The organism is Paenibacillus sp. FSL H7-0735, assembly GCF_038008505.1.
Taxonomy (GTDB): domain Bacteria; phylum Bacillota; class Bacilli; order Paenibacillales; family Paenibacillaceae; genus Paenibacillus_AQ; species Paenibacillus_AQ odorifer.
On the sequence record NZ_JBBOZH010000001.1, the window covers coordinates 3987288 to 4006452 of the forward strand.

General features: G+C 43.0%; 24 protein-coding genes. 7 read left to right on the plus strand and 17 right to left on the minus strand.

The window, feature by feature from the left end; all coding sequences use genetic code 11:
• Nucleotides 1–41 precede the first annotated feature (41 nt).
• The 7 genes from gerQ to NSS82_RS18085 form a co-directional block, all read right to left on the minus strand.
• Nucleotides 42–506 carry a spore coat protein GerQ gene (gene gerQ / locus NSS82_RS18055; protein WP_036687556.1) on the minus strand — a complete coding sequence of 155 codons (465 nt, stop codon included), beginning with the start codon at nucleotides 504–506 and terminating at the stop codon, nucleotides 42–44.
• Nucleotides 507–627: 121 nt separating this feature from the next.
• Nucleotides 628–1059, minus strand: coding sequence for a cell wall hydrolase (locus tag NSS82_RS18060; protein WP_036687557.1), 432 nt, complete (start codon nucleotides 1057–1059; stop codon nucleotides 628–630).
• A 175-nt stretch (nucleotides 1060–1234) separates the two neighbouring features.
• Nucleotides 1235–1438: a hypothetical protein gene (locus tag NSS82_RS18065; RefSeq protein WP_178944253.1), complete on the minus strand. Its 204-nt coding sequence runs from the start codon at nucleotides 1436–1438 to the stop codon at nucleotides 1235–1237.
• Between the two features lie 622 nt (nucleotides 1439–2060).
• Nucleotides 2061–2453: a DUF2500 domain-containing protein gene (locus NSS82_RS18070; RefSeq protein WP_036687780.1), complete on the minus strand. Its 393-nt coding sequence runs from the start codon at nucleotides 2451–2453 to the stop codon at nucleotides 2061–2063.
• A gap of 193 nt (nucleotides 2454–2646) precedes the next feature.
• Nucleotides 2647–2823, minus strand: a complete 177-nt coding sequence (locus tag NSS82_RS18075; RefSeq protein ID WP_169744776.1) for a hypothetical protein — start codon at nucleotides 2821–2823, stop codon at nucleotides 2647–2649.
• A 223-nt stretch (nucleotides 2824–3046) separates the two neighbouring features.
• Nucleotides 3047–4336, minus strand: a complete 1290-nt coding sequence (locus tag NSS82_RS18080; protein ID WP_081386671.1) for a VPS10 domain-containing protein — start codon at nucleotides 4334–4336, stop codon at nucleotides 3047–3049.
• Between the two features lie 30 nt (nucleotides 4337–4366).
• On the minus strand, nucleotides 4367–5749 hold the full coding sequence (locus tag NSS82_RS18085; RefSeq protein WP_076273260.1) for an amino acid permease: 1383 nt from the start codon (nucleotides 5747–5749) through the stop codon (nucleotides 4367–4369).
• Nucleotides 5750–5921: 172 nt separating this feature from the next.
• On the opposite strand from NSS82_RS18085, the gene NSS82_RS18090 reads away from it, so the two are divergent.
• Complete coding sequence (locus tag NSS82_RS18090; RefSeq protein ID WP_036687562.1) at nucleotides 5922–6845, plus strand: L-lactate dehydrogenase; 924 nt, start codon at nucleotides 5922–5924, stop codon at nucleotides 6843–6845.
• A gap of 191 nt (nucleotides 6846–7036) precedes the next feature.
• On the opposite strand, the gene NSS82_RS18095 is transcribed toward NSS82_RS18090, so the two are convergent.
• From NSS82_RS18095 to NSS82_RS18105, 3 genes are all read right to left on the minus strand, one after another.
• A complete protein-coding gene (locus tag NSS82_RS18095; protein WP_249267770.1) occupies nucleotides 7037–8008 on the minus strand; it encodes a glycoside hydrolase family 113 in 972 nt (323 codons plus the stop codon).
• 110 nt (nucleotides 8009–8118) lie between these two features.
• Entirely contained in the window at nucleotides 8119–9024 is a 906-nt protein-coding gene (locus NSS82_RS18100) for a tyrosine-type recombinase/integrase (RefSeq protein WP_038571448.1), read from the minus strand.
• A gap of 28 nt (nucleotides 9025–9052) precedes the next feature.
• Nucleotides 9053–9955, minus strand: a complete 903-nt coding sequence (locus tag NSS82_RS18105; RefSeq protein ID WP_076099085.1) for a LysR family transcriptional regulator — start codon at nucleotides 9953–9955, stop codon at nucleotides 9053–9055.
• A 128-nt stretch (nucleotides 9956–10083) separates the two neighbouring features.
• On the opposite strand from NSS82_RS18105, the gene NSS82_RS18110 reads away from it, so the two are divergent.
• From NSS82_RS18110 to NSS82_RS18120, 3 genes are all read left to right on the plus strand, one after another.
• Nucleotides 10084–11406 carry an APC family permease gene (locus NSS82_RS18110; RefSeq protein ID WP_076273261.1) on the plus strand — a complete coding sequence of 441 codons (1323 nt, stop codon included), beginning with the start codon at nucleotides 10084–10086 and terminating at the stop codon, nucleotides 11404–11406.
• Between the two features lie 198 nt (nucleotides 11407–11604).
• Entirely contained in the window at nucleotides 11605–12561 is a 957-nt protein-coding gene (locus NSS82_RS18115) for an alpha/beta hydrolase (RefSeq protein WP_076213518.1), read from the plus strand.
• Nucleotides 12562–12749: 188 nt separating this feature from the next.
• Nucleotides 12750–14063: an outer membrane protein assembly factor BamB family protein gene (locus NSS82_RS18120; RefSeq protein WP_076142198.1), complete on the plus strand. Its 1314-nt coding sequence runs from the start codon at nucleotides 12750–12752 to the stop codon at nucleotides 14061–14063.
• Nucleotides 14064–14069: 6 nt separating this feature from the next.
• On the opposite strand, the gene NSS82_RS18125 is transcribed toward NSS82_RS18120, so the two are convergent.
• From NSS82_RS18125 to NSS82_RS18145, 5 genes are read right to left on the minus strand one after another with little or no spacing between them, the layout of a single operon-like run.
• Complete coding sequence (locus tag NSS82_RS18125; RefSeq protein WP_076142199.1) at nucleotides 14070–14453, minus strand: spore germination protein GerPE; 384 nt, start codon at nucleotides 14451–14453, stop codon at nucleotides 14070–14072.
• Between the two features lie 3 nt (nucleotides 14454–14456).
• Nucleotides 14457–14633, minus strand: a complete 177-nt coding sequence (locus NSS82_RS18130; protein ID WP_111504304.1) for a spore gernimation protein GerPD — start codon at nucleotides 14631–14633, stop codon at nucleotides 14457–14459.
• On the minus strand, nucleotides 14611–15225 hold the full coding sequence (gene gerPC / locus NSS82_RS18135; RefSeq protein ID WP_076142200.1) for a spore germination protein GerPC: 615 nt from the start codon (nucleotides 15223–15225) through the stop codon (nucleotides 14611–14613). Before gerPC ends, NSS82_RS18130 begins: the two co-directional genes overlap by 23 nt.
• Before the next feature lie 42 nt (nucleotides 15226–15267).
• Nucleotides 15268–15495, minus strand: coding sequence for a spore germination protein GerPB (locus tag NSS82_RS18140; protein WP_076142201.1), 228 nt, complete (start codon nucleotides 15493–15495; stop codon nucleotides 15268–15270).
• A 13-nt stretch (nucleotides 15496–15508) separates the two neighbouring features.
• Nucleotides 15509–15733 carry a spore germination protein gene (locus NSS82_RS18145; RefSeq protein ID WP_036687577.1) on the minus strand — a complete coding sequence of 75 codons (225 nt, stop codon included), beginning with the start codon at nucleotides 15731–15733 and terminating at the stop codon, nucleotides 15509–15511.
• A gap of 114 nt (nucleotides 15734–15847) precedes the next feature.
• Between NSS82_RS18145 and NSS82_RS18150 the strand changes: the two genes are divergently transcribed.
• Nucleotides 15848–16306 (plus strand): Hsp20/alpha crystallin family protein, encoded by a 459-nt coding sequence (locus NSS82_RS18150; RefSeq protein ID WP_036687578.1) that lies wholly within the window; start codon nucleotides 15848–15850, stop codon nucleotides 16304–16306.
• Between the two features lie 219 nt (nucleotides 16307–16525).
• The gene (locus NSS82_RS18155; protein WP_175618918.1) at nucleotides 16526–16693 is read left to right on the plus strand and encodes a hypothetical protein; all 168 of its coding nucleotides are present in this window, start codon (nucleotides 16526–16528) and stop codon (nucleotides 16691–16693) included.
• A gap of 121 nt (nucleotides 16694–16814) precedes the next feature.
• Here NSS82_RS18155 and NSS82_RS18160 read toward each other — a convergent pair whose 3' ends face one another.
• Complete coding sequence (locus NSS82_RS18160) at nucleotides 16815–17720, minus strand: GNAT family N-acetyltransferase (RefSeq protein WP_306031920.1); 906 nt, start codon at nucleotides 17718–17720, stop codon at nucleotides 16815–16817.
• Between the two features lie 153 nt (nucleotides 17721–17873).
• On the opposite strand from NSS82_RS18160, the gene NSS82_RS18165 reads away from it, so the two are divergent.
• A complete protein-coding gene (locus NSS82_RS18165) occupies nucleotides 17874–18266 on the plus strand; it encodes a hypothetical protein (protein ID WP_076273263.1) in 393 nt (130 codons plus the stop codon).
• Nucleotides 18267–18376: 110 nt separating this feature from the next.
• Here the strand turns inward: NSS82_RS18165 and NSS82_RS18170 are convergent, their stop codons facing one another.
• Nucleotides 18377–19057 carry an SDR family NAD(P)-dependent oxidoreductase gene (locus tag NSS82_RS18170; RefSeq protein WP_076273264.1) on the minus strand — a complete coding sequence of 227 codons (681 nt, stop codon included), beginning with the start codon at nucleotides 19055–19057 and terminating at the stop codon, nucleotides 18377–18379.
• Between the last annotated feature and the right edge of the window lie 108 nt (nucleotides 19058–19165).

Here is a 19165-nt window from a genome sequence, read left to right on the forward strand (position 1 = left end):
CGTTTGGCGTTGGAGTTCTTCTCATCGAAGATGGATTACATTTAGCGACAATTTCTCATCGTGGGAGGATTGCCAATTACACCTGGGTATTGATAAGTAAGGGGCTCATCGAAGGTAGCATAATCAAAATAAATCATAAGTAAGACGGTGCGTTGGCCAGTCGCAGGGTCACTGATAATAATGTGGTCACGGCCTGCCGCTTCCAGCACACCCTTGTAAACTTTGGCATTCCAGTCTTTGTTGTTCTCATAAGTAAAATAAAACGTACCTACTTTTCCTAAATTCAGGCGGAAAATATTTTCGATGTAGGATTGTTCGAACGTTTGTGGTGGATTCTGAACTACTACTCCCCCTGGCGTCATTGGACTGCCACTGCTTACTTGAGGTGGCATGCTGCCCATGCCTTGCATTCCTGATGACATCGGCATTCCGGAAGACATTGGCATACCTGAAGAAGAGACACTACCGATGGTATAAGTTACGGGGCGGTAAGGTTGAACGATCATTTAATGAAACCTCCTAAATGTTTATCGGAGCATAAACTCCTTTGGACACAATTGAAATCACTCTTACTTTCTGTGAGAATTACTCATTTTATTGAGTAATTCTCTTTGCACAGTTACCATACTAATTGCCGATAAATACAGTCGGGCAATCTTCTCCGGTCGGAGTAAAGAAGCAATGGGCTTTGAAGCGGCCTGTGTTTTGTTGGTTATACCAGGTTGCAGGACAATCACCTGCGGGTCTGAAGAACCACAAAGCATTGGTAGCTGGCCAGGTTCTTTCACCAGCAATTACACGTTTGGCTAGACGGATATCTGCTTCTCTGGCTCGCTGATAGAAGTATCCCTTCTGCGGCGCTTCGAAACCTCCTGGACTTTGATAGACCATGTCATTCACATTCCGAATGTTATTAAAGTCCAAGCAATTGCCAAGAATCCGGTTGACGCCAACATTGCCGACCATGAGCATACCGAGTTCTCCATCTTCCTCAGCTTCCGCTCTCATCAACCGCGCCAGCACCTTCACATCTTCCGAGTTCGTTTTGATGACGGCCACGCTGTCTCCTCCTTGGGGTCACTTCTTGTAGCAACCTCGTTCTTAACTGCATGCTGTATAGTATGTGCATTCGCCTAAGAGGTGACAGTTCCCGCCTATTTTTTAGAGTAGGGATTTTTCCTTTTAACCACTCAGCAAATCCCCTTTATCTACACTCTAAGCTGCGTTTGCCCAATTACATTCGCGTTACAGCGTAAGAGTCGGGGGCAGCTGCGGTGTTAGCGACAAAGTCAGCGTCAGCATCGATGTCCTCGTTAACGACAGCGTTAGCGTCTGAGTCGGGGGGCGGTGTCGGTGTTAGCGACAATGTCAGCAGCGTTAGCATCGATGTCCTTGTTAACGACAGCGTTAGCGTCTGAGTCGATGTTGGTGGCAGCATCAGGGTCGGCGTCGGTTTTAGCGTCGAATCGGTGCTGGAATCGTTGTCGGTTTTAGCCACAATGTACACGTCAGCGTCGATGTCCTTGTTAGCAACAGCAATAGCTTCAACGTCAGCAACAGCATCCACGTAAACGTCCGCTCAGAAGGCGCTATCGGACACAGCCGACCTTATTCGCGATATTAATCCACTTTTGGGATTCTATCGGACCCCAAAGCCCCTATTGGCCCGCAAAGCACCGATTATAAGCATCTTTCTAATGAATAGCTGCATTGGAGTCCGAAACTAGGCTCAAAAGGCTGTGAAATTACAAATAACGTCATCTGGGTCCGTAAGGTAAGAGGGTAATGAATATCTGACACTTAATAGATGATCGCACCTACAGTGAGCTTTGAGAGCTATAGTATCAGTGAGCTTTGAGAGCTATAGTATCAGTGAGCTTTGAGAGCTACAGTATCAGTGAGCTTTGAGAGCTACAGTATCAGTGAGCTTTGAGCGCTACGGGATCAGTGAGCTTTGAGAGCTACAGGGTCAATGAACTTGAATTGTACATAACCAAAACGCAAAGCAGCGATCCTCCATTAGCATGGGGATCGCTGCTTTGATTTTATATAACAAATGACTACTCCGCAGTTGAGTATTGTGGCTGTCGTTGGAATCCATGATATCTAGTTCCTTGATAAGTAAGCATTCCTCTATCGCCTTCTGCGCTCAAGCCATATTCATGGCCATCTACTTTAAATTCCATGCGACTGCCGCCTTCCAGCTCGTACGTTAAATAGTAAGTTGTACTCGTACGAGTTGAGCCATTCTCTTCCTGAAGCTGCTGCTGACGTACTTCAGTCCGTTTGCTAACGATATGTGCAGGGATTGTTAGTATGGGTGAGCCATTGTTCCTGCCCCATTGAAGCAAGCCCCTGCCTGCTGATATAGCAAGAATACCAATCATAACAACGATAAAGATCGGCATCACCGTTCCGGCAAAATCAAACATCCACGAAAGATCCGGGCCCATTCCCATGACAGTTTCCCCCTTCTTCCCCTTGTAATTCAGCCTAATTGCTGCGTTCTGGGTACTTCTGTACATGTATATGCCTCATCTAGTCCAGAAAGCATTAAATAAGTGAGACTAGATGCAAAAAGACCACTTCGTTTTCTTAAAAATCAAGAATTCGAGTGGTCTCTATACAGAGTTTTCAGTAATTAAATTAAGCATGAACTAGGTCTAGCAATTTCTTAGTTTCGTCTGTCTGATCATCTAACATTCCATTTTCAGCCCAGCAAGCTCTGCATTGTTCTTCAGTTTCACAAAGATGAGCGTCATCACAGTTGTAGCAAAGTTGCAAAAGGTTTCTTGTCATATAATCTGTTTCGAATGTTTTCATTGTAATCTCTCCTATTCGATGTCTGAGTTTGTGAAAATTTGAACTTGTTTTCTATGTGTTAAATATATCACAGGATTCTTTAAATGTCATGTGATTTTTTTCACATTTATAAAGAAAATTTTAAATAAGTTTTTTCCTTATATTCAATCATTCACAAACAACAATAAACCCCCACTCTGCTAACAACAAAAGAACCTACCAACAGGCAGGTTCTTTTTCCTTATTACATTACGCGCCAGCTGATACCACCATTCGTAGTCTGTAACAGTATCGAGCGCTTGTCCTCTTTTTTCTCAATCAAAAGCCACCCCACCTCAGTGGAAAAAAACTGCAGCTTTACAATCTCCGGATATTCCAGAAGCTTAGATCGCAGTACACTGCTCTCTTTAAGAGGTAACCACGTAGCTCCTTGATCCACCGTATGGTAAAGGGTGTCGCCAAGTATGGTCCAACCGATCTGTGAGTTCAAAAACGTCGGAGCAATTTGACGATTGACACCAGCTTGTGCGTTCAATCCAAAGGATGCAAATTTCCAGTTTGCTCCACCGTTAGCCGTAAAATATCCATGGTAGGCGATTGTTTTTTCTTTATCCTTTTGGCAGCCAACAGACATCCAACCAGTAGACTTACTGGCATCGAAGAACTCCGGTTTGCCCGTAATTACTCGGTCACAATCCTCTAAACGTTCGTTAACCAGAAAAGCTGGCCCGAGGCTCCAGCTCTTACCGCCATCTTTTGTCATAAAGATTTTGGGAAGAGCACCTGTCTGCATTGTCACAAATCCATGTGTACTATTGCGAAAAATCATTCCAGTGGTGACGCCGGCAAACGGTATCGAATCATTAGGGAAATTCGGATTGTATTGCTCATTCTGCATCACTTCTTCCCAAGTGGCCCCACCGTCTGTCGTTGAAAAAAGTGCCTTGTTCTCTTTATTGGAAGATGCGTTCCATGAGGTCATCAGCCAACCCCGTTTTGGTGAGTTGAAATATACAGAGGATACTGTATTAACATCTCCTAAAGATGAGATTTTCCAGCTTTGGCCACCATCTGTGGTTCGCAGCACAATCGTTTCTGTCGAGCCAAAAGCACTTCTTATAATCCAACCATGTGATGGATCCGTGAAGAAAATCCCCTTCCCATACACAGGGTTGGAGAGGAACTGCACATTTGGTGCTGGTGAAATATTAGCCCAAGTTGCTCCGTTATCCCGGGTTAAGTACAACCGGAGTTCGTTTTTGGTAACCCCCCAGGCCAGACCTTCACTTTCACTAAGCAGCTGAAAATCTGTAAGACGAGTCTGAATTTGATATTTCGGAGCGCTATCATTGTCAACATGATTGGCGTCTGGAGTAATCAGGGTTATCGTCTGTCCTTCTTCAGGTGCCTCTGTCGGCTGGGGCTGCTGAGTAGGTTCCGGGGGAGGAGATGAACAAGCCGTGACCACCCACGCTAACAAAATCAGCATCAATATTAATCTTATTCCCTTCAATCCAGCAATCTTAGATGCCAATAACCTCTCTCCTCTCGGATGGATTGAATCTTATTTATGATTCAAATTACTATTACGATAGCCGTATAGTGCATAGATTAGAAGTCCAACAACTGTCCAAATTAGAAAACCAATCCATGTCTCACTTCCTAGATTATACATCAAAATACCACAAGTTGCCGCACTTAACAGCGGAATGAAAGGTACCCATGGAACTCTGAACCCTCTTTTTAAATCCGGATGAATATATCTAAGCGCGATTACCCCTAAAGACACTACAAAAAAGGCAAACAATGTTCCTATGCTTGTCAGATTTGCCAACCGGTCCAGTGGGATGAAACCCGTTAACACGGCTATTAAGATGCCTACCATCCATGTGCTTCGTACGGGTACCTGTGTTTTAGCATTAATCTTAGATAAACTTATTGGCAGTAGGCCATCACGTGAGATGGCAAATAACAGCCGGGTTTGACCGAATAACATCACGAGGAGTACTGTAGTCATTCCCGCGATGGCTCCAACAGAGATCAGACCGGCAATCATATCCTGATTTACAAAGCGAAGCGCATAAGATACAGGATCACTAACATTGAGATCAGTATATGGAACAATACCTGTTAATACGAGTGAGACAAGAACGTACAAGACAGTGCAGATAGCAAGGGATGAAATAATTCCAATCGGCAAATCGCGTTGGGGTCTTTTCACCTCTTCTGCAGCGGTTGCTAGCGCATCAAAACCTATGTAGGCAAAAAACACTGTGGCCGCGCCATTGATCACGCCATGGTACCCAAAGGGGAGAAATGGAGTCCAATTCTCTGGCTTCACATAGAAAAATCCAGTTACGATAAATAGAAGCACCACTGCTATTTTGATAAAGACCATGATGGCGTTAAAACGTGCCGTTTCTTTCGTTCCCCGAGTCAGTAAATAGGAAATTAACAAAATGATGATTACTGCAGGCAGATTTATTATTGTACCCGCTTCCGGATTATAAGCCCCCGATAGTGCGGTTGGGAGATGTATCCCAAAGCCCTCTAATAACCCCTGAAAATACCCTGACCAGCCACTGCTTACAGCCGCTGCGGCAACTCCGTATTCCAAGACGAGATCCCAGCCTAAGATCCAAGCTAATAGTTCTCCAAAGGCTACATAACTATAAGCATAAGCACTCCCGGAAACAGGAATGGTCGAAGCAAATTCCGAATAACATAATGCCGAGAGCACACAGGCAAACGCCGCCAGTAAAAAAGAAATTATAAGACCAGGACCTGCATGTTCTGCTGCGGCAACTCCTGTCATTACAAAAATACCTGTGCCGATAATGGCTCCTACCCCAAGCATTGTTAGATCCAGGGCACCCAATGTCTTGTTTAACTGCGTCCCCTCAGAAACTGTGGGTATGTTTAGAGCCTTTTTACGAAATAAATCCATCCTTACATTCTCTCCTGTCTAGTCTTGCTAAGATAATGAAATAAAAATCACATTTTAGTATGGCCTTAATTAGGGTAATGCATTAAATAAGATCAGCTTGAAAACACTACCGTTAACGATTATGATGGACAAGATTGAAACCAAAAATTTGAAATATTAAGGAGATGGAGACATGGCCCCCCCAAAACCCAATCGGGTCGTAGTTATCGGTACTGGAGCAGTTGGTACAACTACAGCCTATACATTATTGTTACGTAGACGTATGCCCGAACTCGTACTTATTGACGTTAATCATCAGAAAGCACTTGGCGAAGCACTGGATATGAATCACGGCATGCCTTTTGTCGGTGGTGTGAAGTTATGGGCTGGTACTTATGAAGACTGCCGTGAAGCAGATATCATTATAGTAACTGCCGGTGCATCACAAAAACCGGGAGAAACCCGGATAGATCTGCTTCGTAAAAATATTTCAATTTTTAAAGATATCATTGAAAAAATTACAAAGTATAACCAACATGCCATTCTACTTATTGCGACTAACCCTGTAGATATTCTGTCTTACGCGACTTTGAAAATAAGCGGGTTTGACCGCAGACGTGTAATTGGTTCTGGTACGGTACTTGATAGTGCTCGTTTTCGCTATTTGATCGGTCTTCACAAAGAAATCGATCCTCGCAGTATTCACGGACAGATCATCGGTGAACATGGAGATTCAGAGCTTCCGGTTTGGAGTCTTGCGAATGTAGCTGGGATTGATCTTGGTTTTGACGAAGCAGAACGCGAAGAAATCTTCCAAGATACCAAGAATGCAGCCTATGAAATAATTGATGCCAAAGGCTCAACCTCATATGCAATAGCGCTTGCACTGGACCGAATTGTAGTCTCCATTCTTCATAATGAAGGCGCCGTGTTGAATGTTTCTACTTTATTAAATAACTATAACGGGGTTTCGGATGTCTATCTCGGTGCACCTTGCGTAGTAGATCGCTCGGGTGTTCGACAGGTACTGGACCTCCCACTCAATGAAACCGAACAGGCTTTATTCCAGAAATCCGCTGAGAAGCTAAAAGCAGAAATAGCTAAGCTAGAATTGTAAGCGAATCTGGCTGGAAACAGCCCTTTTTGACTACAAAAGACACAAGAAACCGTCCTTTTTATATGTGGAGCGTTGCCTCCACTATGAAAAGGACGGTTTTTAATATAACACGAATTAACTTAGCCTGCCAATGACAAAAAGATCCTTTAGCAGGCCAGGCTCACCTGAAATTCCGGATCTTTTTTATCAATTTATTTAGTGATAGTTTGCTTATAGTATTCTTTGAGAACTTGTTCGGCTTTTTTGCCATAAATATCAAAACCACGGTCAATGGAAGCCTCTTCTAAGTCATACAATTTCGTGCTCCAATCCCACCAGAAGTAACCGGCAAACCAAGGTTCATTCCAGAATGCTTCCAGCGCTGAGCGATAGAAGTTGGCCTGTTCATCTTCTGAATATGGTAAGTCTGTGTATGTAAAGTCCCATGGCATGGTGGCACACCCATGAGCACTTCGGCAGCCAATCTCGATGAATACGAGAGGCTTGCCAAATCGCTCAGAGAGTGACTTAAGCCGCGGTTTCTGCCGCTCCCAACCAGCCAGCATATTCTCATAAGAATCTCCCGGCACTGAAGCTACCGGATAATAAGCGCTGGTTCCGATAAAATCCACCTCATCCAGCCACTCGATTCCTTCTTCTTTGCCATGATTGGCATTATAAATGATCGGCCCTGTATAAAGATTGGTGACCTCTTGAATCAATTGTCTCCATTCCGCAGTTCTAGACTCTGTGCCGACCATTTCGCAGCCGATACAGAACATCTCACATTCAAGTTCTTCCGCCAACTCTGCGTAGTGTTTAATGAAATTAGTATAAGAACGGAACCATGCTGCCCAATAAACATCTCCCTCTTCCGGAAATCCAATCCTAGCTCTCCAAATGCCATCCCTCGAATTCACTACAGGTTTAAGACAAACTTTAAGACCAAGCTGTTTTGCCAGTTGTACCGCATGTGTGAGATCACGATCAGTCACCGTGTAACCGTAATCATAATGAATTTCTGTTGAATGCACAGTGTCTTGCCATGTCCAAAAAGATAAGGCAATCCATTCACTACCTGTCTCTGCCAGCTTTCTCATCGAATCTTCTGCATATTCTGTACGGTATTCACCTCGTTTTGATCCCCAGCCATAAGTCATCCCTTTTAGAAAAACATTCTTCACGATTAGGACCTCCTATAAAACTCTTAATAACTGTTAGAATAAATCAATACCGTTATAATAACAAGTTATTTTTTGTTATCGATTTTCTAAGGAGGTTGCTTTCTTTTCAATCACAGCTGGATTTGTAATTTAGACATGGCCTCTTCCTTCTCACGACTCGTGATATGTGTGTATACGGTTGTAGTCTGGATCGAGGAGTGACCTAGCAGTTCCTGTACGGTACGCAGATCTGCCCCTTTTCTCAGCAGCATGGTTGCAAAAGAATGTCGGAGCTTATGGCTTGAATACGGGCGTCGCTGTGCTGCTGGCACATCCCTTTGGAAACGATCGAAGGTATCTGCTGCGATTTGCTGAATGCCTCGGATAGACAACCTGCGTCCTTTTTGTGAAATGAACATCGCTTCCTCTTTACTGCGCCAAGGGTCTAACCTTTCTGCTAACGCGGAGTCGAGAAAAGGCACTACATCCTCGGGAACCGGCACATTACGCCATTTACGCCCCTTCCCAAACACACGGAGGGAATGTCTTTCTACATTATAATCACTCAAATTCAGCGTGTGGACTTCCCCCACCCGAAGCCCCATATAGGACATCAACAAAAAAACTGCTAAATTACGCTTTTTGTATTTACCATCTATAGAAGATAAAAACCGCCCCAGATCACTTTCATCTAAGTAAACCGGCTCACGATTGATCTCAGTTTTGGATTTCTTAATTCCGGCTGCCGGGTTGTTCTGTAGTAGTTCCAGCTCGATCAATGACTTGAAAAAACAGTTAATCGCAGCATGCTTCCGGTTACGAGTGGCATCACTCACTCCACGTTCGCGGACAGAGGTCAAAAAGGAAATGACATGCAGCTTCTTCACTGTCTCAAGCTTTTTACCATTCAGACTGTCTAAAAACTGTTTCACATCTACTAAATAGGATTTTTGCGTATAGGGAGTGTACCCGGCATCCTTCATCCAGATGAGAAAGGCCTCCAGCCCTTCTTCGTAGTCTTCACACCACTCATTCATGCCTTAGAGCCTCCTTGTTAATGTTGATCTATATTAGACTTCTCCATTGCTCAGCATGTTTTTTTATTGCAAGTAAGAACTCCGTAAGCACGGGCGATTTCCATTTTTTATGATGATAGGCGATCTGCGTCGCCACACGCTGTGATTCATCATTCCAATTTAATCTGGCAAGTTTGCCTTCAGCCAGTTCATTTTTTACAGTAATTAATGGAAGAAAGGCAATGCCAAGATCAGCCATTACACATTGCTTTATCGCCTCGATACTCCAAAACTCTAACGTGGGGTCAGGAAATACACCGTAACTGTTCAAATGCCGTTCAAATAAAGTCCGGTAGGAACAGCCAGTTTCGGTATGAAGTATGGTCACTCCTTTTAAATGAAGGGGTTCTACCTCAGCAAGGTTTAATAAGGGATGATCTGGCGCTGCGATCAGCGTCATCGGCTCATGTACTAATGTTTCTATATTTAAATCTTTATCTTCCGTCTCAGGTTGCAATAAGAACGCTAAATCCAGTTCACCCGAACGGACAAAATCTGATAGTTCCCAGCAAGCTCCAGGCTTCAGAATAATTTGCACCTGCGGATATTTAGCGCGAAACTCCTTAATAATGCCTGGTAAGCGAAAAGCAGCCAGAGATTCAGGAGCCCCAATCCGCAAAGAACCCGTTAGTTCACTATCCGAGCGTAACGCGTCCTGTGCTAAATTGTGCATTCTGGATATTTCCTGTGCGAACGGAAGCAAACGACGGCCTGCGTCGGTTAGAATAATCTTTTTACTGATCCGATCAAATAATGGCTGGCCAATTTCAGACTCTAGTGCTTGGATTTGTGCAGTAATACTGGACTGTGCATAATCAAGCTTCTGTGCTGCTCTAGTAAAACTGCCCGTCTCCACTACCACTAAAAAGGTAAAAAGATGACGTGACTCCATGAATTTCCCCCTAAATGAAAATGAACCATCGGAATATTGAATGGATACTATTCAAAAATTCTGTTTTTCCAATGGATCTATTATCTGCTACTCTAGAACAAAAGACAAGGAAAGCAGGATAAAAAAACATGAAGGAATCCGGTTCAAACACTTTACAAAAAAACATTGGCATGCCTCAGGCTATTGCCCTTTACATCGGGGCTGTGTTGGGTTCTGGGGTCTTAATTGTTCCTGGTTTAGCTGCAGAAATGGCGGGTCCCGCTTCATTACTGGCGTGGGGATTTATGTCGTTGCTGATTTTGCCGATGGCCTTATCAATGGGTCTGCTCTCTGCTAAATTCCCTAACGCCGGAGGTGTGTCCCATTTTGTAACGCTTGCTTTTGGTCCAAAAGCTGGCTCACTGGTGGGGTGGTTTTTTCTGATGTCCGTTCCGATTGGTGCACCTGTTGCTGCACTGACTGGAGCGGGTTATATGACAGCCGCTATGGGCTGGGACGAATCTGCGAGAATTACTATCGCCGCTATTATGCTGGTCATTGGTCTGATTACGAACTGGATTGGCATGCAGGTCGCTGGAAAGGTACAGATAGCGGTAGTAATAGCGATTGTTGCTGTGCTGGTCTTCTCCTTTGCTACTGCACTGCCTCGCATGGAAGTCGAACACTTCACTCCCTTTGTCCCACATGGATGGATGAGCATTGGCCAGGTTGCAGCAATCTTATTCTGGTGTTTTATTGGCTGGGAAGCTGTCTCACACCTATCTGAGGAGTTCAAGGACCCACAGCGTGCCGCCGTTAAAGGGGTCACCATCGCCGCTATTATAGTAGGGATTCTATATTTTCTCTCCGCACTAGCAACTGTTGGTACACAAAGCTACCTCAAAGGTGGAGCAAGCACATCACTCGTCTGGATTATTAGTCAGCCTCTTGGGCGCTGGGGAGGATTTATCGCCGGACTTACCGGTCTGTTCATCTGTACAGCCACAATTATTGCCTATGCAGGAGCTGCCTCACGTGTGGCTTATGCTTTATCGCGCCAAGGCTCCGCACCGAAATGGATGGGTAAAATATCCAAACTATACCATACCCCTATCGGTGGCATAGCTTTTCTTCTGCTCTGTTTTGTAACAGTGATGACACTGTATGGCAGCGGGTCCATCTCCATCACCACTCTGATCCAGTTTCCGAACGCTACTTTTATCCTAACCTATATCGGAGGTTGTGCCGCAGGGATACGCCTGCTCAAAGGAAGTCGCTTAGGCGTGACGATAAGCTGGATTTCTTTTTTAGCAACAGCTGCTGTGTTTCCTTTTACGGGTTGGGCGATAGGCTATCCGCTGCTCATCACTTTGGTGTTCGTTTGGATTATCCGTAATAAAAGTAAACAGAGGATAAGTGTCACTGAGGAAATTAGTCGTGGAATGCATGAGAAACAACAAAAGGTGTTGTAAGGCTCTAACTGCGTTTGAACCTCTCCCAAAGGAATAGTTACACTGGTTTCCGAAACCGTGCTCAATAGGCGATAAATGTGCAAATAGTGTCAAATCTCTAACTAGTCGTAAACTGGCATTCGTTTCAGCAGCTGCTTAGATGGTTATGGAATGAAGAGGGTATACTAGACTATGACCAGTCAAAGGAGACGATAAATCATGCCAAACAAAACTAAGATCATTCTTGAGCCAGCAGCTCAAAAATTTGCCGATGATAATGCGAAACCTCCCTTTCTACCTGACCTTGGGCCAGAAAAAGGTCGTGAAACGGTAGATAGCGTACAATCCAGTGATATATATAAACCGGAAGTTGATATTGAAGATCTAATGGTGCCAGGTGGACCTAACGGTGATGTTTCCATAAGAATCGTTCGTCCCCCAAGCTCCTCATCAGCATCGTTGCCTGTTATCCTGTACATTCATGGCGCAGGCTGGGTGTTTGGGAATGCCCATACCCATGATCGCTTGATCCGTGAACTAGCTGTCGGAGCGGAGGCCGCTATTGTTTTCCCAAATTACAGCCTCTCCCCAGAAGCTAAATATCCTACAGCTATTGAAGAAATCTACGCAGTTCTCCAGTGGACAGCTGAAAAAGGAAGCGAGCACGGATTTGATACTAGCAAGCTTTCTATAGCCGGAGACAGCGTCGGTGGGAATATGGCAGCTGCTATTACTCTCATGGCGAAAGAACGGAGTGGACCGAAGATAGCGAAACAACTACTATTCTATCCGGTAACGGATGCCTCGTTTGATACTGAATCCTATCATGAGTTCGCCGAAGGTTATTTCTTGCAGCGGGACGGCATGAAATGGTTCTGGGATCAGTATACCACTGACCCTGAGGAACGAAATCAAATCACTGCCTCTCCTCTTCGGGCTAACCTAGAGCAGCTACGGGATTTACCAGATGCACTGGTTATTACTGGTGAAGCAGATGTGCTAAGGGATGAAGGTGAAGCTTATGCCGCCAAATTGCGGGAAGCTGGCGTGAATGTTACGGCTGTCCGCTTCCAAGGCATCATTCATGATTTTGTCATGCTGAATCCTTTAGCCGAGACTCATGCTAAAAAGGGAGCTATCAAGTTAGCGACTACATGGCTTCGTGAAGGTTTCTAAACAAATCAACTGTTGACATATTCTTTTACTAGGCGAATTGGTTCTCACAAGAATTTTGTGCGAAACTGATTCGTCTTTTCTTGTTAACATAATATTTATTATGTTAACAAGTGTATTTTTACAATTGAGAAACAAATATCTATTCCCTGCGTCAATATATTATAAATGATCTATAAGGAGCTAAAATCGTGAAATATGTACCGTTTATCCTAAAGACCGTTATAGCATCCTCCTTGCTCGTATCTGGAGCTGGTGTATATTTGCCTGGTGCTCAAGCAGCAGTAACAACCCCTGCCTCCTCTTCAACAACCGTCGACTCTATCACCACAATTAAACCCTTATGGCACGACAAGGCAGATGGTCAAGGAATTTATAGCCAACAGGCCCCTATTGCAAATGGATTATTCTATTATTCATCAGGCGGGACACTAAAGGCCGCCGATCTCAGTACAGGCAAAGTTAAATGGTCCTACAAAAACGGAACAAATCCTGAGATTATAACGAATAACTCGGTTTTCTTTATCACTTATGAGGGTTATCTTGTAAAAGTTAATGCCCAAACGGGGAAATTGCTTTGGAAGGTTAAGGCTGCCAAAGATCCGATTGAAATCGGTGCTTTCGCGGAGTTAGTTAACGGAGTGTTGTACTTCCGGAACGAGCATGGTGGAATTGCAGCTTATCACCCGGTTACTGGTAAAAAAATCTGGGAGAATAAAGACATCCCTATGTATGTAGGAAGTATCGACGGCCTATATAACGGGGTATTGGTAGTATCCAGTACTGTTGATAATAGGCGTACACAGTTTTTCGGGCTCGATCCGGCTACAGGCAAGAGGTTATGGAGAATTCAGGGATTTTATAGCTTTGTTGCTTACCGGGATGGTGAATTATTACTCCGCGAACAAGCAAATGCTGCAAATGATGCCTCTAACGAGCCTCTTAAAGGCTATCAGTTGACCTTGGTACATGTTGATGTTAAAACTGGAAAAGCGAAGACCAAAAAGAACTATAAACTGCTCGAAGATGTCAGTAGACTCGGTAATTATTTCACATCACTTCAAGGCTCGTATCTATATACAGTCGATGGAGGTTTAGACCAATGGGGGGGTCATCCACTATACCGCTTTACCTTAGGTCAAGAAACAGCGAGTGAACCCAAAAGTTATGAGGAGTACGGAAATTGGGTGGCTGGTCCAGTAAATAACATGGCTTTTTTCCAAAAGGATGCACAGATCACTGCCGTTCAAATGAACGATAATCGCATTATTAACTTCAACGGGCCGGACAGTCCTGCGTTAAGCGTTCAATCTATGGGTAAGGGGCTATACGCTGGCTATGAGAATGGCTACTTCTATATCATAAATGCAGAAACAGGAAAAACACTTGGCAAAGTAAAAACTGGAGCACAACAATACGGTAAACTATTCAGTGCGAATGGTATTCTCTACATCCAGACGGAGCACAATATATTCGCGATTTCTCTGCCAAAAGAATTAAAATAGTTGTTGTTACTCCTTATCTTTTGCAGCCATTTCTCGTTTAAACTCAATGGTTCGACTCTCCAGATGAACTGACCCGCTGTTTCCAATCTGGAAGGTCGTGCCAGACCCAATCGACAGAATTTTGATATATTGTATATTAATTGTTGATTCCGCGGAATCCTTTAATATCACAAATTCATCCACTTCATTCCCTTGGTTTGTCCATACAGGGATAGGAATGTCTATAAGTGTAGTATCTTTCGTGCGATTATTAATCTCCTTTATGTTAAAAAGGTAATTCTCCTTGCTTCCCAGGAATTTAGATTGAACCCGGCCTACAGATCCACATATAAAAATAGAACTGTCAGACAGATTGTTGATATAGACATCTTGTATGCGTGAGGTGTGCATAGGTTAACTGCCTTTTTTGACTTGATCTGGAGCGCTCTGAGTATATTCTATTACGCTGTCAAACGCCGAGGAGCAATGAATGGATTGAGTATCCCCTACTAAAAATACTGATGAACCCGAGATCGAAACGACTTTCACTGCATTGACACTAATATCTCTATTGATCACCGTTATCTTCATTCGTCTCCCGCCTTCCGGTTATATTTATTTCCAAATGCCGCTCTACTGCCATAACGATATCTCGTTTGATTTGCTCTACAATAGAAGCGCATTCCTCATCAGTGTATCCACGCCCTTCTTCTGTGGCAGGGAGTTGGCTTACATACTCGTTAATCCGTCCATCCATCTGATTCAGCAGATCCTGAGTCACCATTTGGATATATTGCTCATCAATGCTTAAATTCTTCTCTTTTTCTAAACGTGAAAATTGCGAGGGAACCTCTTCTTGCACATACTTCAGAATCTGTGGGCGAATCTGATCCGATAAGGCAGTTGTACCTACCTCCTGCTCTCCAATAGATTTACCGTTGATCATCGCTTCATCCAGATTGTTCCCCTCATTCGGTGTAATGCCTATATTTAAAGTGCCTTCCAGCTTTTCGATTTTTAATTGTTCAAAATGATAATTGATAGGTCCTATACTTGCAGATTTATTGTTCTTTATGCTGTCTACATCGCCTTGCAAATCTCGAAGTTGCTTCTCTAGCTGTTGGATCTTCTCCGCTTGCAATCTTAGTGTATTAAAAACCTGCTGAGCATAATACGGATGCATACAACCCCCTCCTATGGTTTATTGTATGCGGGGACAAAGAGCCTAATTCAGTTGTGCATATAGTTCTGCCGCTGGCGGCAAGGACACAAGGGGTGAATCCATTTTTTCCGCTGGAGGTGTTGAAGGCGATGATGGAGCTCCAGAGGTCTCATAATTATGAGACAAAGTATTGATTCGTCCCGATGTACCAATCTGAAGAACCGAGGAATTAGAGATAGTACCGATTTTTAGATTATAGATCGATATGCATTGATATACCGTAATGTTCATTTAAACCCCACCCTTAAGGAGGTGATACTTGATCCACCACATCTGAATCCATCGTATTTGTACTGCTGGCCGCATTATTCGTTATATTCGTACCTATGGAGTCACCTATGGAGAAGGAGTTGGCACCGGCATAAATTTTAGAGTTGCTGCTCAGGATAACGGATGCCGTATTTCCTACTAAGACTGTGGAGCTGGGGCCTACGCTATTGATTTTAATATTGCCGATGATTGAAACCACCAAACCACTCCTCCTTTCGGAATGATAAGCTATTCTATGTAGATATTCGCCCAGATGTCACTGAATAAGTCAAACGCCCATACAATGGATAAAAACCGTAGGAGGCGCAGAGCTATGAGTCCCAATAAGACGAACCCTTTAGATTGGATGAATGAAGATCCTTTTTTTAAGAAAAAGTTATCCTTGAAAGCTCTTGAAGAGCAGTGGAAGTTGGATCCTAACCAAATTGACGGGTATGTCGAAAAAGTCATCCGAGAAGCAACTGCAGCGACCTCCTCTTCATTTATGAACGAAACCTCAAGTTTAAGCTTTGAGCATATCGACACTCATAATCACCTGATTACCAAAATTCGTATTCCGAGCGGAATCCACCCCGAAAGTATATGGGCACAAATCAATCGCACACAAATTAAATTAACAGGTTTAGGAAAAGATCATAGCGAGATTATTCAGCTGCCAGTTCCCGTCATTCCAGATCAGAGCAGAGGCACTTATAAGCAAGGTTCCCTGCAATTCAGAATGGCTAAAATGTCAGCGGGAAGATTCAAAGATATCGACATCCGTTATTTATAAAATATCCCTTTAAAATCCACCTGTTTTACTCGTCCAAGTGCCCCATCCCCCCTAAAAAACGCCTTAAAATCAAAACAGCGTATAATTTAAGTTATACGCTGTTTTTTAAAGGTGTTTTTTGGCCCTTTTTCTTCCGATTTTCTATTCTTTTCGCTCTTCGAACTTTAAGTTCCTCTTGGTCATAAGATGGAGTATTAAGAGTAAAGGTGGGGTCAAATCATGTCTAAAAACAAACGCGGCAAAGCACTTTGGCGCATTCCATCCCGGGCTAGAGGAACATGTCCGATCTGTGGCAGCACACGTATTAAGCTGTTGTACTTCGGGAAAGGCATTTCAGGTGAAAAGCTTAACGTATGTAAGAAATGTGATGGAAAGCAAAAGGTATGAAAGCATTTAGCAGTTGATTCACAGAACGGGTTACCAAATAAAGTGCGACCTTAACCTCGAACCTAGGCTCGACAAAAAAACTATCGCACTTTGCTTGGTAATCCTTCACTTACAAAAACTTTTATAGTTCAATCCGATATCGTCTTTCCTCATTCGTTAGAATGAAACCGACAGACTCATATAGCCGTAATGCAGAATCATTTTCCGTAAGCACCATCAGACATGCCTCTTCCAGTCCGTGGGTTCTAAAATAGCTCAATGCTTGAAAAAGCATGTACTTAGCAATTCCGGATCTTCTCCATGGTTCAAGAACAAATACATTTTCGATGTAGCCGCCCTTCTCTTCCTGCCAGACCATTAAGCTACCCGCTACCTTCTCCCCTTCTCGAACAACAAGTGATGACCAGAGCGGATTTTGTTTAAATTCAGCTAACCGTTCTTTCCCTAGCGGAGTTTCCGGCCAAATCTCAGCTTCTAATTCCAAATAATGCTCGTCATCTTCAGGCGTCTCCATATCCCAGGTTGCGAATTCAAGTTCCTTAGCCAGAGTGGGTTCGGACAAACCATCACTTAGATTGTGTTTCATCTTAAATAAGCTATTATAATGAGAGAAGCCCTTCACTTTTTCGAAAAATTGAGTATTCAAGACCTCTGCCGAATCGTTCCCTACACAAAGAGTGGTTTTGTAATCCTTTGATAAAGTTTCTTTTAATTCAAGGGCTCTTAATAAGAGTGACTGATACACTTTTTCTAATAAATCAAAATCACTTTCACGTTCTGGTATTGTTTTTAAGTTCAGGTAGATCGAATGTCTGCTATCCTTGGAACGGCCGGGCGGCACAATATTGATGATGCTCACTTGGCCTTTGGCCACCATTTTACCGTCCTCGAAAGCGCAATATACATTTTCCCAATTTTCCTCATTACCAACCCACCAAAAAACAACATTCCCCTTTATAGATACCGAGTTATAAAGTTCCCCAAGTAATGGCATGTCACCTTGTTCAAAATGACGAATAGTAGTCAATGCAAAACCCCTTTTCAAATCATTAATATGGAATATATTTATAATAACATGCATGTCCACGCTACATTTGGTAATGAATTGTTATAAATAACTTCTCCTTGATGTAACATTTTTTAAGTAAACCCTGTCTTACTTATATAGGGGGACTAAAAGATGAGAAAACGATTTTTTATAGGGATTACGATATTTCTGATTGCTTGTGGAGTTGTTCTTGGCGTAGGGACGATATCAAATCTTCTGAGTCCGTTTAAAAGCTTCTCAGTCATCGTAGATAATCAATCTGATGTTGATATTAGCTCTATCGAAGTAGGATTAATTCGTGCGGATTCAAAGAAATCGTATACAAGTCCAATAAAAGCAGGACAAAAGAAAAAATTCAAACCAAAATTGAGTCTAAATGGTGAAGGTGCTATATATCTTCGATACACCAACTCTAACGGACAGTCTAAAGAACAAACCGTGTGCGGTTATACCGAATATTTATCAGGTCATTCCAAAGTCACGATTACTAATGAACGCACAACCGTTGTTCAGCAATGTAATTAAATCCTTTCATCTGACCCTTCAATCCTGCTTCACTCTGATGAGAGATAAGTCTTCTAATAGATAAAAAGCCGCCATTAAGGCGACTTGCTTATCCAATAAGATTTAGTTTTTTAATTTGGAAAAAGGGTCGGGTCGAATCCTAGAGGGAATACTTCCTCAAAGTTATCTTGCTTTTCATATAAGCTATACCAAGTCTCTGCAATAACATCAGGATCACCAGCTGTTCCAGCTTGTATCATTGTCCCTATGGAAAGATGGCCGACAAATACTCCTTTTTCTATTAACTGATTGTATAAAGCAGTAGCATAATTTCGTATACCAGACATAACAATACCGCCATTTCCTACAAAAGGCAACGGGAACATAGCAGAAATACCAGTGGTAAAAAGAATGGCTCCTGATCCTCTATGGATCATATCGGGTAATACTTCATTAACTGAAAGAACGGCGGGCAGCAAGTAACTGTTTATTTGTTCCAACACACTTTGAGGTGTAGTTTCCAGCACATGAGTGAATTTATCCCACCCTGCATACGGACTGAACTCTAGTACATCGATTGAACCAAACTCTTTTATTATCGCTTGAAAGACTTGTTTTAGCGCTGCTAAATCTGTCACATCCGCTACAAAAGATTGTGTTTCAATATTAAGTTTCTTAAGTTCACTTATAATCATTGATAATTTCTCGGGATTGCGTGAAATGACAGCCACCCTAAATCCATTAACTCCGAATTTTTTAGCTAGAGACAATCCTAACCCAGGCCCTGCACCAACGATAACAATATTTTTCATTTTTGATGAACTCCTTTTCTATGATATATTAAAGTAACAGCTGTTGCTTTAATTGCTAATATACAGCTACTAATTTAATGTATCAATCAACAATCAACCTGCAAATGT

What these genes read in the sequence shown, in the direction of transcription:
- gerQ (WP_036687556.1), bottom strand. Translation starts at nt 506, where the DNA reads ATGATCGTTCAACCTTACCGCCCCGTAACTTATACCATCGGTAGTGTC.
- NSS82_RS18065 (WP_178944253.1), bottom strand. Translation starts at nt 1,438, where the DNA reads ATGCTGCCACCAACATCGACTCAGACGCTAACGCTGTCGTTAACAAGG.
- NSS82_RS18070 (WP_036687780.1), bottom strand. Translation starts at nt 2,453, where the DNA reads ATGGGCCCGGATCTTTCGTGGATGTTTGATTTTGCCGGAACGGTGATG.
- NSS82_RS18075 (WP_169744776.1), bottom strand. Translation starts at nt 2,823, where the DNA reads ATGAAAACATTCGAAACAGATTATATGACAAGAAACCTTTTGCAACTT.
- NSS82_RS18085 (WP_076273260.1), bottom strand. Translation starts at nt 5,749, where the DNA reads ATGGATTTATTTCGTAAAAAGGCTCTAAACATACCCACAGTTTCTGAG.
- NSS82_RS18090 (WP_036687562.1), top strand. Translation starts at nt 5,922, where the DNA reads ATGGCCCCCCCAAAACCCAATCGGGTCGTAGTTATCGGTACTGGAGCA.
- NSS82_RS18100 (WP_038571448.1), bottom strand. Translation starts at nt 9,024, where the DNA reads ATGAATGAGTGGTGTGAAGACTACGAAGAAGGGCTGGAGGCCTTTCTC.
- NSS82_RS18105 (WP_076099085.1), bottom strand. Translation starts at nt 9,955, where the DNA reads ATGGAGTCACGTCATCTTTTTACCTTTTTAGTGGTAGTGGAGACGGGC.
- NSS82_RS18110 (WP_076273261.1), top strand. Translation starts at nt 10,084, where the DNA reads ATGAAGGAATCCGGTTCAAACACTTTACAAAAAAACATTGGCATGCCT.
- NSS82_RS18115 (WP_076213518.1), top strand. Translation starts at nt 11,605, where the DNA reads ATGCCAAACAAAACTAAGATCATTCTTGAGCCAGCAGCTCAAAAATTT.
- NSS82_RS18125 (WP_076142199.1), bottom strand. Translation starts at nt 14,453, where the DNA reads ATGCACACCTCACGCATACAAGATGTCTATATCAACAATCTGTCTGAC.
- NSS82_RS18130 (WP_111504304.1), bottom strand. Translation starts at nt 14,633, where the DNA reads ATGAAGATAACGGTGATCAATAGAGATATTAGTGTCAATGCAGTGAAA.
- gerPC (WP_076142200.1), bottom strand. Translation starts at nt 15,225, where the DNA reads ATGCATCCGTATTATGCTCAGCAGGTTTTTAATACACTAAGATTGCAA.
- NSS82_RS18140 (WP_076142201.1), bottom strand. Translation starts at nt 15,495, where the DNA reads ATGAACATTACGGTATATCAATGCATATCGATCTATAATCTAAAAATC.
- NSS82_RS18150 (WP_036687578.1), top strand. Translation starts at nt 15,848, where the DNA reads ATGAGTCCCAATAAGACGAACCCTTTAGATTGGATGAATGAAGATCCT.
- NSS82_RS18155 (WP_175618918.1), top strand. Translation starts at nt 16,526, where the DNA reads ATGTCTAAAAACAAACGCGGCAAAGCACTTTGGCGCATTCCATCCCGG.
- NSS82_RS18165 (WP_076273263.1), top strand. Translation starts at nt 17,874, where the DNA reads ATGAGAAAACGATTTTTTATAGGGATTACGATATTTCTGATTGCTTGT.
- NSS82_RS18170 (WP_076273264.1), bottom strand. Translation starts at nt 19,057, where the DNA reads ATGAAAAATATTGTTATCGTTGGTGCAGGGCCTGGGTTAGGATTGTCT.